Source organism: Tabrizicola flagellatus, from assembly GCF_008271465.1.
GTDB lineage: Bacteria > Pseudomonadota > Alphaproteobacteria > Rhodobacterales > Rhodobacteraceae > Tabrizicola > Tabrizicola flagellata.
On the sequence record NZ_VMDU01000010.1, the window covers coordinates 1 to 14,073 of the forward strand.

General features: G+C 66.4%; 15 protein-coding genes and 1 tRNA gene. 6 read left to right on the plus strand and 10 right to left on the minus strand.

Annotated elements, in window-relative coordinates; all coding sequences use genetic code 11:
- Positions 1 to 106 precede the first annotated feature (106 nt).
- The 5 genes from pstA to FL625_RS12945 form a co-directional block, all read right to left on the minus strand.
- Positions 107 to 1,405 (minus strand): phosphate ABC transporter permease PstA, encoded by a 1,299-nt coding sequence (gene pstA, locus FL625_RS12925; protein ID WP_149589099.1) that lies wholly within the window; start codon positions 1,403 to 1,405, stop codon positions 107 to 109.
- Positions 1,406 to 1,414: 9 nt separating this feature from the next.
- The gene (gene pstC, locus FL625_RS12930; RefSeq protein WP_149589100.1) at positions 1,415 to 2,791 is read right to left on the minus strand and encodes a phosphate ABC transporter permease subunit PstC; all 1,377 of its coding nucleotides are present in this window, start codon (positions 2,789 to 2,791) and stop codon (positions 1,415 to 1,417) included.
- A gap of 66 nt (positions 2,792 to 2,857) precedes the next feature.
- Positions 2,858 to 3,910, minus strand: a complete 1,053-nt coding sequence (locus FL625_RS12935; RefSeq protein ID WP_149589101.1) for a substrate-binding domain-containing protein — start codon at positions 3,908 to 3,910, stop codon at positions 2,858 to 2,860.
- Positions 3,911 to 4,013: 103 nt separating this feature from the next.
- Entirely contained in the window at positions 4,014 to 5,609 is a 1,596-nt protein-coding gene (locus FL625_RS12940) for a GMC family oxidoreductase (protein WP_149589189.1), read from the minus strand.
- A gap of 104 nt (positions 5,610 to 5,713) precedes the next feature.
- On the minus strand, positions 5,714 to 6,133 hold the full coding sequence (locus FL625_RS12945; protein WP_149589102.1) for a Hint domain-containing protein: 420 nt from the start codon (positions 6,131 to 6,133) through the stop codon (positions 5,714 to 5,716).
- Positions 6,134 to 6,369: 236 nt separating this feature from the next.
- On the opposite strand from FL625_RS12945, the gene FL625_RS12950 reads away from it, so the two are divergent.
- From FL625_RS12950 to tig, 5 genes are all read left to right on the plus strand, one after another.
- A tRNA-Leu gene (locus FL625_RS12950) sits at positions 6,370 to 6,454 on the plus strand.
- Between the two features lie 123 nt (positions 6,455 to 6,577).
- A complete protein-coding gene (locus FL625_RS12955) occupies positions 6,578 to 7,072 on the plus strand; it encodes a hypothetical protein (protein ID WP_149589103.1) in 495 nt (164 codons plus the stop codon).
- Between the two features lie 2 nt (positions 7,073 to 7,074).
- Positions 7,075 to 7,317, plus strand: coding sequence for a helix-turn-helix domain-containing protein (locus tag FL625_RS12960; protein WP_149589104.1), 243 nt, complete (start codon positions 7,075 to 7,077; stop codon positions 7,315 to 7,317).
- A 28-nt stretch (positions 7,318 to 7,345) separates the two neighbouring features.
- Positions 7,346 to 7,984, plus strand: a complete 639-nt coding sequence (locus FL625_RS12965) for an outer membrane beta-barrel protein (protein ID WP_149589105.1) — start codon at positions 7,346 to 7,348, stop codon at positions 7,982 to 7,984.
- A gap of 134 nt (positions 7,985 to 8,118) precedes the next feature.
- Positions 8,119 to 9,453: a trigger factor gene (gene tig, locus FL625_RS12970; protein ID WP_149589106.1), complete on the plus strand. Its 1,335-nt coding sequence runs from the start codon at positions 8,119 to 8,121 to the stop codon at positions 9,451 to 9,453.
- A 28-nt stretch (positions 9,454 to 9,481) separates the two neighbouring features.
- Here tig and FL625_RS12975 read toward each other — a convergent pair whose 3' ends face one another.
- Positions 9,482 to 10,426 carry a DMT family transporter gene (locus tag FL625_RS12975; protein WP_149589107.1) on the minus strand — a complete coding sequence of 315 codons (945 nt, stop codon included), beginning with the start codon at positions 10,424 to 10,426 and terminating at the stop codon, positions 9,482 to 9,484.
- Positions 10,427 to 10,675: 249 nt separating this feature from the next.
- Here FL625_RS12975 and FL625_RS12980 point away from each other — a divergent pair, with 249 nt between their 5' ends.
- The gene (locus tag FL625_RS12980) at positions 10,676 to 11,458 is read left to right on the plus strand and encodes an FkbM family methyltransferase (protein ID WP_149589108.1); all 783 of its coding nucleotides are present in this window, start codon (positions 10,676 to 10,678) and stop codon (positions 11,456 to 11,458) included.
- A gap of 50 nt (positions 11,459 to 11,508) precedes the next feature.
- Here the strand turns inward: FL625_RS12980 and FL625_RS12985 are convergent, their stop codons facing one another.
- From FL625_RS12985 to rpsF, 4 genes are all read right to left on the minus strand, one after another.
- Positions 11,509 to 12,519 (minus strand): nucleotidyltransferase family protein, encoded by a 1,011-nt coding sequence (locus FL625_RS12985; protein ID WP_149589109.1) that lies wholly within the window; start codon positions 12,517 to 12,519, stop codon positions 11,509 to 11,511.
- A 140-nt stretch (positions 12,520 to 12,659) separates the two neighbouring features.
- Positions 12,660 to 13,229 (minus strand): 50S ribosomal protein L9, encoded by a 570-nt coding sequence (gene rplI / locus FL625_RS12990; protein ID WP_149589110.1) that lies wholly within the window; start codon positions 13,227 to 13,229, stop codon positions 12,660 to 12,662.
- A gap of 12 nt (positions 13,230 to 13,241) precedes the next feature.
- Complete coding sequence (rpsR, locus tag FL625_RS12995; RefSeq protein WP_103256213.1) at positions 13,242 to 13,469, minus strand: 30S ribosomal protein S18; 228 nt, start codon at positions 13,467 to 13,469, stop codon at positions 13,242 to 13,244.
- Positions 13,470 to 13,489: 20 nt separating this feature from the next.
- Positions 13,490 to 13,945 (minus strand): 30S ribosomal protein S6, encoded by a 456-nt coding sequence (rpsF, locus tag FL625_RS13000; RefSeq protein ID WP_149589111.1) that lies wholly within the window; start codon positions 13,943 to 13,945, stop codon positions 13,490 to 13,492.
- Positions 13,946 to 14,073: the final 128 nt, after the last annotated feature.

Sequence of the window (14,073 nt, forward strand, 5' to 3'; positions counted from 1 at the left end):
GTGGTTCTGGCCGTAATAGACCTGCACCCCCCGCGCCGAGATCTTCGCCGTCGCGGTGTCGGTGTGCAGCCCTGTGCGGGTCATGTCGTTCATGGCGTCCATATCCTTACCAGCGACGTTCGAACTTGCGGCGCAGCCAGATGGCCAGGCCGTTCATCAGGACAAGAATGGCCAGGAGCACGAGGATCGCGGCCGAGGTGCGGCTGACGAAGCCCCGTTCCGGGCTGTCGGCCCAGATGTAGATCTGGGTGGGCAGCGTCGTCGCGCTTTCGAACGGAGTGGCCGGCGCCGAGGTCATGAAGGCGTTCATCCCGATCAGCAGCAGCGGCGCCGTCTCGCCGATGGCCTGGGCCATGGCGATGATCGTGCCGGTCATGATGCCGGGCATGGCCAGGGGCAGGACGTGGTGGAAGACGACCTGCTGGCGCGAGGCGCCGATCCCCAGCGCGGCCTCGCGGATCGAGGGCGGCACGGCCTTCAGCGCGGCGCGGGTGGCGATGATGATGGTGGGCAGCGACATCAGCGCCAGCGTCATGCCCCCGACCAGCGGCGAGCCGCGCATCAGGCCGAACCAGTTCAGGAAGACCGACAGCGCCAGGAGGCCGAAGACGACCGAGGGCACGGCGGCGAGGTTGTTGATGTTCACCTCGATCAGGTCGCTGAGCCGGGTCTTGGGGGCAAATTCCTCGAGGTAGATCGCGGCGCCGATGCCGACGGGCAGGGCGATGCCGAAGCAGACGAGGAGCAGGTAGAAGGTGCCGACGAAGGCGCCCTTCAGGCCGGCGAGTTCGGGAAAGCGCGAGTCGGCGTTGGTGAAGAGCGCGGTATTGAAGGGGCGCGAGATCCGGCCCTCGGCCGCCAGCTTGTCGAAGGCGGCGATCTGGGCGTCGCTGACGCGGCGGTTGGCCTCGGGCGTCGCGCGATCGACCAGGCCCTTGGCGAGCTGGTCGAAGGGATCGGACATCGGAACGGTGACGGCAACGGACTTGCCGATCAGCGAGGGGTCGGCGATCACCGTGTCCCGCACACGGTATTGCGCGCCGTCCGACAGCATGGCCGTGATGTCGCGCAGGGTGCGGCCTTCCAGATCCGGGAACTCGGCCGAAATGGCGCCCTGCATGACCCGGCGCCAGTTGCTGCCTGCAATGTCGTTGGCATCCACCAGCTCGGCCGGGATCGGCACGTCTAGCCGGACATGGGTCTGGGTAAAGGCCTTGTAGCCGGTGACCGTCAGCGCGGCCAGCATCAGCGCGAGGAACCCCAGCGCGAGGGTGATCGACACCAGCCCCGCACTGCGCAGCCACAGTTCGCTGCGGCGGCGGCGGCGGATCCGGTCCTGATAGTCGGGTGCCTTCCAGTCGAAGGCCCGGGCGGGCGAGGCGGGGGTATTGGTGATGTCCGACATGTCCGGCCCCTAGTCGTAGAGTTCGCGGTACTTCCGCACGACGCGGAGCGCGAGGATGTTGATACCGAGCGTGATGACGAAGAGGAGCGAGCCGAGCGCGAAGGCGGCGAGCGTCTTGGGGTTGTCGAACTCGGTGTCGCCGATCAGCAGGGTCACGATCTGCACGGTCACGGTGGTAACCGAGTCGAGCGGGTTGATCGTCAGCTTGGCGATGATGCCGGCGGCCATGACCACGATCATCGTCTCGCCGATGGCGCGGCTGACGGCCAGGAGGATGCCGCCGACGATGCCGGGGATCGCGGCCGGGAACAGCACCTTCATCATCGTCTCGCCCCGCGTCGCACCCAGCGCCAGCGAGCCATCCGACAGCGACCGCGGCACCGCCGACAGAGCGTCGTCGGTGAAGGAGGAGATGAACGGGATCAGCATGATCGCCATGCAGATGCCCGCCGCCAGCGCGGTGTTGGGCGACACGTCCAGCCCGGAGGACGCCCCGGCCGAGCGCAGGAAGGGAGCGACCACGAGGATCGCGAAGAAGCCATAGACGATGGTCGGCACGCCGGCGAGGATCTCGAGCAGCGGCTTGATGATGTTGCGCGCGCGGGGCGAGGCGAATTCGTTCAGGTAGATCGCCGAGAACAACCCCGTCGGCACAGCGACGATCAGCGCAATAATCATGATGACGACTGAACCGAGCACCACCGGGATCACCCCAAAGGCGCCCTGGCCGGCGACCTGGTCGGCCCGGATGGCGATCTGCGGTTCCCAGCGAAGGCCGAACAGGAATTCGCTGACCGGCACCATGCGGAAGAACTTGATGCTTTCGAAGACCAGCGACAGGACGATCCCCAGCGTGGTGAAGATCGCGATGGTGGAACAGAAGATCATCAGCCCCAGCACGATCCGCTCGACCCCGTGGCGGGCCCGGAATTCGGCCGACACGCGGGAGCGGGAGAAGGCGATCAGGGCGATGCAGAGGACCGCGATCACCACGACCAGCGCCAGGCGCGCCGAGGCGGTGCGCTCTGCCATGGTCTGGGCGGCGGCAAGCTTCCAGTCCTCGGGCGTGCCGAAGACCTGGCCGCGCGCAATGGACTTGATTTCTGCCAGGACCAGCGACACAGCGCCGCTGTCGAGACCCGACAGCTTGTCCTCGGGCAGGCCGGCCAGGATCGACCGGTCGATCACCGGCCCCTGAAACGCGAGCCACAGGAGGATCACGATCAGACCGGGCACGCCGACGACAAGGGCGGAGTAGAGGCCGTGAAAGCCGGTCAGCGAGTGGAGCTTGCCACCGCCAGCCCGGATCTGCGAGGCCGCCATGCGGTTCAAAGCATATCCCGCCAGCACGGCGACGAATAGGATGAGGAAGGCAAGACCGGTCACGACGATCCCCGTCTGGAAAGGGAATAGGCCCGGGAGACAGATCCCCCGGGCCGATTGTTGCCGAGATTACTTCTCGGGCGCCGCCATGTTGACGGCGTTCTTCAGGGCGTCCTGGACTTCCTTGATCTTGTCATCGGCCAGAACGACCAGGCCGCGCTCTTCCAGATAGCCGCCGGCACCCATGGCCGCGTCCGAAGCGTAGGTGGCGAGGAACTCGTTCAGCCCCGGGATCACACCGCGGTGCGCGTTCTTGACGTAGATGAACAGCGGACGCGAGATCGGGTATTCGAACGAGGCGATCGTGTCCTGGTTGGCTTCGACGCCGTTGATCTTGACGTCCTTCAGCTTGTCAAGGTTCTCGAACAGGAAGGAATAGCCGAAGATGCCCACGGCATTCGGGTCGGCCTCGAGACGCTGGACGATCAGGTTGTCGTTCTCGCCGGCTTCGACGAACAGGCCGTCCTGACGCATGCGCGAGCAGTCTTCCTCGACGAATTTCTTGTAGTCGTCTTCGGAAGCGGTTTCCTTCAGCTTCTTGGCGTAGTCGGTGGACTCGCAGCCCTTGTGCATCGCCAGTTCGACGAAGGCATCACGAGTGCCCGAGGTGGGCGGCGGGCCGTAGGCGAGGATCGCCACGTCGGGCAGCGAAGCATCGACGTCCGACCACTTCTTGTAGGGGTTGTCCACGAGGGCGCCATCAACCGGAACCTTGGCGGCAAGGGCCTTGTAGACCTGCTCGAGCGTCAGGTTCCAGTCGGTCTCGTTCGCGCGGCTGATGGCGATGGCCAGGCCATCGTAACCGATCAGGGCTTCGGTGATGTCGGTCACGCCGTTCTGGACGCAGAGTTCGTATTCCGACTTCTTCATCGCGCGCGAGGCGCCGGTGATGTCGGGGTGATCCGCGCCGACGCCGCCGCAGAAGATCTGCATGCCGCCGCCGGTGCCGGTCGATTCGACGACCGGGGCAGCGCCGCCCTGGTTGGCGAACTCTTCGGCGACCGCCTGGGTGTAGGGAAACACGGTCGAGGACCCGACGATGCGGATCTGGTCGCGGGCTTCGGCCATCGTGGCCATGGCGGCAAGCGCCAGGACCGAAGCGGACAGGTGGATGGTTTTCATGGATGCACTCCTGCAAAACGTGCGGCCGTGGTTGGCAGCGTATGTCGGCTCTAGTCCGGTCGCATGACGCTTAGATTGCAGGATTGTAAAAACTGGATGACAGTCAGATGGCGCGTGCCGGTCCGCGCATGGCCCGCGCGATGGTTTCGGCGATCATCATCGTGGGGGCGTTGGTGTTGCCCGCGACGATCTGCGGCATCAGCGAGGCATCGACGACGCGAAGGCCTTCGACGCCCCGCACGCGGCCTTCGGGATCGGTGACCGAAGCGGGGTCGAGCCCCATGCGGCAGGTGCCGACCGGGTGGTAGATCGTCTCGGCCCGGGCGCGGATGAAATCCGTCAGCGCCGCGTCCGAGGTCGCGTCCGGGCCGGGCAGGGTTTCCCGGGCGATGAAGCGGGCCAGCGGCGGCGCCTCGGTGATGCGGCGGGCGAGTTTCAGGCCGGCGAGGAGCGTCGGCAGGTCGTCGGGATGCGACAGGTAGTTGGCTGCGATCCGGGGGGCGGCCAGCGGGTCGGGGCTGGCAAGCCGGATGCGGCCCCGGCTTTTCGGCAACAGGTCGCAGACATGCAGCGTCAGCCCGTAGCCGAGCGACAGCCGGCGGCCGTGGTCGTGGAGATAGGCGGGGATGAAGTGGAATTGCAGGTTCGGCCGGTCGAGGTCGGGGTGGGAGGCCGCGAATCCCCCGGCCTCGGCCACGTTCGAGGTGAACTCGCCCGTCCCGTGGCGCAGCCAGGCCCAGGCGGCGCGGAGCGCGCGGGGCAGGAAGGAGGGCGCGATGCCGATCGCCTCGCGGCCCTTCAGCGCCGCCTGAACCACAATGTCGAGGTGGTCGGCGAGGTTGGCCCCGACCTCGGGCGCGTGGTGCAGGACCGGGATGCCCAGGGCCTGCAACTCCGCGCCGGGACCGATGCCCGACAGCATGAGAAGCTGCGGCGAGTTGATCGCCCCGCCCGACAGGATCACCTCGCCGCCCTCGGCCAGCGTCAGGCCGCGGTGGCCGAGGTCAACTCCGGTTGCGCGGCGGCCGTCGAACAGCACGCGCCGCACCTGCGCGCGGGTGAGGATCGTGAGGTTCGGCCGCCCGCGCGCGGGGTCGAGGAAGGCGCGCGCGGCGCTGAAGCGGCGGCCGTCGCGCTGGGTGACCTGGTAGAGCCCGACGCCCTCTTGCGCGGGGCCGTTGAAGTCGCGCGACTCGGGCAGCCCGCAGGCGACGCCGGCGGCCACGAAGGCGCGGCTGAGCGGGTTCGGCTGGCGGAGGTCCGAGACCGTCAGCGGCCCGCCCCGGCCGTGGAGGTCGCCGGCAAGGGTCCGGTTGTCCTCCAGCTCGCGGAAGATGCGGCTGACCTGGGGCCAGTCCCAGAGGTCGCCTGCCGCCCGCGCCCAGTCGCGGTAATCCTGAGGATGGCCGCGCATGTAGATCATCGCGTTGATCGAGGACGATCCGCCCAGCACCCGACCGCGCGGCCAGTAGAGGCGGCGGCCCGCCAGCTGCGGTTCGGGATCGGTCGCGTAGCCCCAGTTCAGCCAGCGCATGTGCGCCAGCGCGGCCAGGCCGAAGGGCATGTGGATCATCGGGTTGCGGTCGGGCGGGCCGGCCTCGACCAGGCAGACGCGGGTGGCGGGATCGGCCGACAGGCGGTTCGCCAGCACGCAGCCGGCGGAACCGGCGCCGACGATGATGTAGTGAAAGGCGGTCATGACGGCCACCGGCGGGCGGCAGGAACGGGGACAGGGCAGGGACAGGCGCCGGGCATGGCACGATCCTGACCCGCTTTGAATTGAGGGACTAGCGCGACGTTGCGTCAGGCAAGCTCGGCCAGGAAGGCGGGGCAGGCGAGTTCCAGCCCCTCGGCATAGATCACCTCGTCCTCGTCGAACCGCAGCGTGAAGAGGCGGACGTTGCGGTGGGTCTCGATGCAGACGAATTCGCCGTCCGCCAGCCGCGCGGCCGGGATTGCGGCGACGGGCAGGCCATAGAGCGCCTGGGCCCGCCAGTCGCGGATCAGCACCGGCTGGCCGGGAGAGAGGAGCAGCTCCTGATCGGGCCGGTCATGGCCCATGGTCGAGGCCTTGATGCGGACGAGCGTCACCTGCTTGCGCGCCACGACCGAGACCGAGGCCAGCCGCCGCGCGCCGGCGCGGGTGACGATGCGGTCTCCGGGGGTGAGGAATTCGACCGGGATCAGCCCGTCCAGCGTGCGCACCAGGGTTCCCGCGAGCATGCCCGGCGCTTCGGGAATTCCGGCCCCGCCTGCGGATCGAGAGAATGGTGCGTCGGCGTCCACTGTCCTGCCTTTCCCCGTCATTTTCCGGCAAACTCGCAGGGCTTTGTGGTCCGCTTTCGATCCTGGTTCGGTGATTTCGGGGCAGATGTGGCCTGAACCCGCTGCGGTTGTGGCGCAATTTGGGCGTTTCGCCCTCGCACCCCGGCAAAGGCTTTGCTAGAAGGGCGCGGCGTGCGGGTGTGGCGGAACTGGCAGACGCACCGGATTTAGGTTCCGGCGCCGCAAGGCGTGGGGGTTCAAGTCCCTTCACCCGCACCATTCCCTTCGATCATGGGCCAATCCCGATCGTGACGCAACGTCACGATATGCTCGCCAGTTTCGGCTTGAACGGTCAAGGAATCAAATTTAAGATTAAGTAATGATCGAAAAATTGGAGTTTCCATGCCGATCCTGACCGATGATCGACCGGGTCCCGAGATGCAGACCCGGCGGGGTCTCTTGCCCCTGGCGCTTCAGCTGCTGGCCGTCGTTGCCGGCCTGGCGGCCCTGCCGGCGCTGATCCTGCTGGCCGGCAAAGCCTTCGAGGCGGGAAGTGTCGCGGCGCTTGGTTTCCTGCTTGTGGCGGTTACCCTGCTGTCGTGGTTCCTGTGGAGCGTGAACCGGCTTGGCCGTCTGATCCGGCGCGGAGAGGCGCTTTCCCCGCAGGCCGCCACGGCCCTGACGCATATCAGCCTGGCCACTCTGGCGCTGGGTGCGCTGCGCAGCCTTGGCGGAGCCTGGCTGGCCGGAGTGCTGGCACTTGATGCGCCAAGACTTTCCGGCCCGCCGGGCGTGCCGGACCTCATGCTGCTTCTGCTGTGCGGTGTCGTCTTGTGCGCCGCGCGGGCGATGTCCGATGCCGCGATGCTTTCGGACGACCAGGCGCATATCGTCTGACCATGGCCATCGTGCTGAACCTCGACGTGATGCTGGCCCGGCGCAAGATGCGTGCCCGCGAACTGGCCCGGGCGGTGGGGCTGACCGAACAGAACATTTCGGTCCTGCGGTCGGGCCGGGCGCGGGGGGTGCGGTTCTCGACGCTGGAGGCGATCTGCCGCGAGTTGGGCTGCCAGCCTGGAGACCTGCTGGAATACCGGCCCGATCTGCCAGGGCCGGAGGAAACGGGCGATCTGCCGGACTGACCCGGCACCGCCACTCAAGGAGCGAAAGATGATAATGACAGTGCTCCCGCTGCGGCGGGTCGTGACCTCCTGTGCCCTTGTCATCGGGCTGGCGGCAACGCCGGCACCGGCTCAGGACTGGTATGCCGGTTTCGGCCTTGGCGGATCGGGCGCGCAGAGCGCATTCTCCGGCGGCGTGGGCGAGGCCGAGGCGGAATACGATCCGGGGATTGCCTTGATCGGGTTTGTCGGGCGCGAGATCGCGCCGCAGACCCGACTCGAGGCGCAGCTCTTCCATGCGTCGCTGGATGTGGCGAACATCGACAGGTCGATCGGCGCCCCGGACGGTGGACAGCTGCATTCCGGCGGTCTGTTCCTGAACCTGATCCGGGATTTTCCGACCGGCGGATCCCTGACTCCCTATGCGGGCATCGGCGTCGGAGCGGTGAACCTGCGCTATGACCTGGTGCGCGATCTTGACGGGGGGACGCTGCACCGGGACGCGGTCCGCGCGGCGGGGCAGGTCATCCTGGGGGCCTCGGTCCCGGTCAGGGACGACTGGTCGGCCTTCGGCGACCTGAGGGAAGTCTGGATGGAGGACCTAGACGGCACCACCTCGACCGGCGCGCAGGTCACGGCCGGGACGAGCACTCAGCTTCTGACGATCGGGCTGATGCGGCGCTTCTGATCCGGCTACCGCCTGCGCCGGGTCATGCCCTGCCGCCGTTTCGTCTTGCGGTTGGCGGCGTCCCTGCGTATAGGGCGGCGAGACTCCGGTATCGGCCGCCTTTTGCGGCCCAGAATGACGTGGAAGGACGCTAGATGCAGGTCACCGAGACCCTGAAAGAAGGCCTCAAGCGCGGCTACACCATCACGGTGACGGCGGCCGAACTGGACGCGAAGGTCCAGGAAAAGCTGCTGGAGGCCCAGCCCGAGGTCGAGATCAAGGGCTTCCGCAAGGGCAAGGTGCCGCTGGCGATCCTGAAGAAGCAGTTCGGCACCCGTCTTCTGGGCGACGCCATGCAGGACGCCATCGACGCGGCGATGAAGGACCATTTCGACAAGACCGGCGACCGCCCGGCGCTGCAGCCCGAGGTCAAGATGGTCGGCGGCGAGACCTGGAAGGAAGGTCAGGATGTCGTGGTCGAGATGACCTATGACGCGCTGCCGCCGATCCCCGAGGTCGATGCGTCCAAGCTGAAGCTGGAACGGCTGATCGTGAAGGCCGACGACAAGGCCATCGCCGAGGCGCTGGAGAACCTGGCGAAGTCGGCCCAGTCCTTCGAGGACCGCAAGAAGGGGTCGAAGGCCAAGGACGGCGATCAGGTGGTGATCGATTTCAAGGGCTCGGTCGATGGCGAGCTGTTCGAGGGCGGCTCGGCCGAGGATTACCCGCTGGTGCTGGGCTCCAAGTCCTTCATCCCGGGCTTCGAGGACCAGCTGGTCGGCGCCAAGGTCGGCGACGAAGTCTCGGTGAACGTTTCCTTCCCGGAAAACTATGGCGCCGCCCATCTGGCCGGCAAGGCTGCGGTCTTCGCCTGCACCGTCAAGGCGGTGAAGGAGCCGAAGCCGGCCGAGATCGACGACGAGCTGGCCAAGAAGTTCGGCGCCGAGGATCTGGCCACGCTGAAGGCCCAGATCGCCGAACGTCTGGAGGCCGAATACAAGGGTGCCGCCCGCGCGGTGCTGAAGCGGTCGCTGCTGGACCAGTTGGACGGCATGGTCAAGTTCGACCTGCCGGCGAAGCTGGTCGAGGCGGAGGCCAACCAGATCGCGCACCAGCTGTGGCATGAGGAGCATCCGCACGAGCACGGCCACAACCACGGCACCATCGAACCGACCGACGAGCACAGGAAGCTGGCCGAGCGTCGCGTACGTCTGGGGCTTCTGCTGGCTGAAATCGGACGCAAGGCCGAGGTCACCGTGACCGACGCCGAGATGACGCAGGCCGTCCTCGCCGCCGCCCGCCAGTATCCGGGGCAGGAGCGGCAGTTCTTCGAATTCGTGCAGAAGAACCAGCAGATGCAGCAGCAGCTGCGCGCGCCGGTGTTCGAGGACAAGGTGGTCGATCACCTCGTGGGCCTGGCCAAGGTGACCGAGAAGGAAGTCTCGAAGGAGAAGCTCCAGAAGGCCGTCGAGGCGCTGGACGAGATGTAAGAAGCGGACCCGGGTCCGACGGGGAGGATCAGGCCGCGCCTTCGGGTGCGGCCTTTTCCGTTTTGGCTTCGGCCCGGATGACCAGTAGCCCCGCGCCGATGAGCAGCGCAATGCCGGCCCAGGCGAGCACGGTCGGCAGTTGCGCCCAGAAGAGCCAGCCCCAGAGCACCCCCCAGATGATGAAGCTGTACTCGAAAGGCGCGACCGATGAGGACGGCGCGACCCGGTAGGCATAGGTCAGGAGCGACAGGCCGACCGAGGCGATCAGCCCGCAGGCCATGAAAAGGAGAAGGTCGCTCACGGGCATCTCTTGCCAGCCGCGCGTGAGGAACGCGAGCGAGGGGTGCGTCGCGCCGTCATGCGCGCCCGAGCCGAAGACGGCGGTCAGCGCGAGAGCCGCGGCAAGGAAGGACAGGTTGCCCCAGAAGGTCATGGCTCCGGCCGTTTCCGTCCGGCCGAGGACGCGGGTGGCAAGCTGGGTCAGGGCATAGCCGAGCGCGCCGAGGACGGGCAGGAGCGCGGCGGGGTCGAAGATGCTGGCGCCGGGGTTGAAGATCATCACCATGCCGAGAAATCCGGCGGCCAGCGCGATCAGGTTCAAGGGGCCGATGCGTTCCTTGAAGACCAGGGCGGCGGCAATGGTGATGAAGAGCGGCGCGGTGAAGAACAGCGCCACGGTGTCGGCCATGGGCATCGCGGCGAGGCCCAGGTAATAGGCGGTATAGGCGGTGAAGTTCAGGAAGCCGCGCGCCAGCATCAGGGCCCAGTTCGGGGTGGTGATGGTGGTCAGCCGCCCGTCCATGAGGCGCACGATGATGAGAAGCAGCGGCACGGCGGTCAGGCTGCGGATCACCATGGCCTGATAGAGCGGATAATCGCCGGAAAGCCGCTTCAGGATCACGTCCTGAAGCGAGAAGACCGCGATCCCGACGACAAGGGCGAGGATCCCGCGCTGGGTGGCCGACAGCTGCATGGGGCCACGCTAGCCGAGGCTGGGCGCACGGCTATCCTGCCGCCGACACCCGCCCGTCAAAGCGCGGCAAGCCTTGCGGCGGTCTCGGGCATCCTTCTTTTCCTGCACGCCGCGCCAGGGCCCTGCCTTCGGGTGCGGCCTGCCGCCAGGTCATCCGGGCAATGTCCTACATGCGACGGAAGCCGCCACTTGCACTCATCATGCGCCTTGGCAAGATGACCCAAGGGGTTCAGCGAGGGGACGGGCGTCTTGCCGAGAACGATTGCGATCGGAAGCTGCAGTTACGCTGTCGAAGAGGGTGCCCACCGGCGCTTCTGGAAACGGGTCAACAGCGGTGCGTGGGAGCCTGAGACCTTTGCGATCTTCGATGAATACATCGGAAAGGAGTCCCTGTTTCTTGATGTCGGCGCCTCGATCGGCCCGACCGCTCTCTATGGGGTTCAGCGCGCCGCCCGCTGCATCGCCTTTGAACCCGATCCGCTCGCCTTCGCCGAGCTTGAGGCAAACGTTGCCGCCAATCGGGGCCAGGCCTGGGTCGAGATGCTTGAACTCCATCAGTGCGCCATCAACAGCGATGGACGGTCCTTCATTCTTGGTGGCCGCGGCGAGGGCGGGGATTCGATGTCGAGTGCCCTGTTTCCCAACCGGACAAGCCGATGGACGGTCGAAGCAAGGCGGCTTCATGATGTGTTGGCAACCGAACGGCAACCCGGCCAGCCGGTGTTCATCAAGATCGACATCGAGGGTGGCGAATACGAGTTGCTGCCCGCGATAGGCGACATCATCGCTGACTCCTTGGTGACCGCCTATGTTTCGTTTCACCCCAGAATGCTGCGCAAGTCGGTAGCTGCCACGAACGACCCGATGAAAGCTTCCGTGATCTATGTCGATCAGCACCTCTCGGTCATCGAAAGCCTGCCCTGGTCGCGCAGAATTGCGGGATCTGATGGCGCGGAAATCAAGAGGGATGCTCTTGAAGACGGGCTGAAGCGCCACTCCATGTTTCCAAGGGAGATTCTGATCCGTAGCTGACCTGCCACCGGCCTTTCATCCGGCCATGACCTGGGCCCGGTGATTGCAGGTCAAAGCGCGGCCAGCCTTGCGGCGGTCTCGGGCATGCGTTTCAGCGTCGCGCCGATATGCGCCCGCCACTGGGGGCCGCGGTCCAGCGCGTCCTCGTAGGCCTCGCGCAACTCGTCGGGCCGGTCCTCGGCCAGCGCCTCGATCAGGAGGGCGGCCTGCGCCATGTCCTTGCGCGCCTTCAGCCGGTCGGGACCCTGGCGGCGGTCGGCGACGATCAGCTTGTGGATCGCATAGGCCTCGGGCCGGGGGATCTGGACCAGGACGCCCGAGCGGTAGAGGGCGGCGGCCTTAATCGGTTCGGCGATAAGGTAGTTGAGGAAGTGCAGCGATTGCGCCGCAACGCCGAGCGCGGGGAGATCGCGGATGTCCTCCTCGGGGCGGAAGGACGGCGTCAGGAACTCGACCATCAGGTCGGATCGCGTCTGCCGCCACTTCCAGACCGAGCGGCTGCCCAAGGAGGGGACGGGCGCGAAATCGAGGGCGCGGAAGCCGTCGGCAAGGGGCTCTTCCACTTGGTCACCGAGGGCCAGCGACAGCCTCTCGAACTGGGCGATATCGACGTCTCCGGTCTGTGCCAGTTCGTCGCCGGGGATCCGGATGCCAAGTTCGCCTTCGTAGAGCCGGAAGGCCTGCGTTCCGACGAGCGTGCCCCCAAGACGGAACACGCCCAGCCTTTCCATCGTCGCCAGCAGCGAGCCGATCGAGGCATCCATGCCCAGCATTCCGGCGGCGCGCAGGGTGCGGACCAGTTCCGTTCGCTTCCTGCTGCGCGCCTGCCGGTCCTGCGCAAGAGCCAGCGTCCGCCGCAGACGGTCGGCCAGTTCGGGCGTGTCCTCGCCGATGTAGGTCTTGCGCACAGTCGTGCCGACCCGGTGGACATCGTACCAGTAGGTGCGGCCATTGCGGAACTCGCGGGTCGGAGTGCCGCGGAGGTTCGAGGCCTGCTCGTCCTGCAGGCTGCGCAAGAGGTCGAGATAGGCAGAGGTTGCGATCAGGCTGTGACGGATCATGGTTTGTACAACAATCTATTACTTTGTTGTACATGTCGTTTTGTGCAACAAAAGTCAAGATTGTTGTACATGGCGCCACCCGAAAGAAAAACCGCGCCCGGTTGCCCGGACGCGGCTTGCAAACCCCTGACGGGAAAGCCTTATTCTTCCGACGCGGCGGCTCCCATTTCGTCGAAGAGTTCGGCGATCTCGAATTCGGCCTGGGCTTCGGCTTCGGCAGCGAGTTCGGCGACCGACTTGCCCGAGGCCTGCAGCTCGGCCTCTTCCACCGAACGGGCGACGTTCAGCTTGATCTTGACCGCAACCTCCGGGTGCAGACGCACGGAGACCGTGTGCAGGCCCAGTTCCTTGATCGGCTTGTCCAGCACGACCTGCGACCGATTGACGGTGAAGCCCGCCTCGGTCGCGGCCTCGGCCGCATCGCGCGGCGTGACCGAGCCGTAGAGCGCCCCGGCGTCGGAGGCCGAGCGGATCACGATGAAGGTCTGGCCGTCGAGCTTTTCGGCCACGGCTTCGGCTTCCCGGCGGGTTTCCAGGTTGGTGGCCTCGAGCTGGGCCTTCTTCGCCTCGAATGCCTTGATGTTGGCGTCGTTGGCGCGCAGGGCCTTGCCTTGCGGCAGGAGGAAGTTGCGGGCGTAACCGTCCTTGACGTTCACCACCTCGCCCATCTGGCCAAGCTTGGCCACACGTTCCAGAAGGATCACTTGCATGTCAGGTGCTCCTTATTTCACGGCATAGGGCAGCAGGGCCAGGAAGCGGGCGCGCTTGATGGCCTGGGCCAGTTCACGCTGCTTCTTCGCCGAGACTGCGGTGATGCGGGACGGGACGATCTTGCCGCGCTCGGAGATGTAGCGCTGGAGAAGACGGGTGTCCTTGTAGTCGATGGCCGGAGCGTTGTCCCCCGAGAAGGGGCAAACCTTGCGGCGGCGGAAAAACGGCTTGTTCGCCATGGTCTATTCCTTTCCTCGGATCAACGACGCGGAGCGCCGAACGACGGACGCTCGCCACGGTCGGCGCCACGGTCGGGACGGTCGCCGAACGACGGACGCTCGCGGCGTTCGCCGCTGCCAAAGCCGCCACGGTCGCCGCGGTCTTCACGGTCGTCGCGCTTCTGCATCTGGACCGACGGGCCTTCGGCATGCTTGTCCACCTTGATGGTCAGCACGCGCATCACGTCGTCATGCAGCCGCATCAGGCGTTCCATTTCCTGCACGGCCGCGGCGGGCGCGTCCGACTTCAGGAAGGCATAATGCCCCTTGCGGTTCTTGTTGATCTTGTAGGCCATCGTCTTGACGCCCCAGTACTCGTTTTCAACGACCTTGCCGCCGTTGTCCGCGAGGACGGTGGAGAAATGTTCGATCAGACCTTCGGCCTGCGCGTTGGACAGGTCCTGGCGCGCGATGAAGACATGCTCGTAAAGAGGCATGCGGGCTTCCTTCGTGTCTCGGGCGGCTTCACAGGACGGGCTATGACCCTTTCCGCAGCCCGTCCACGAGAGGCATCGCCGGTTCATGGATAAGCGGAAAGGATGCGGCCTTATACAGATTGCGGCCT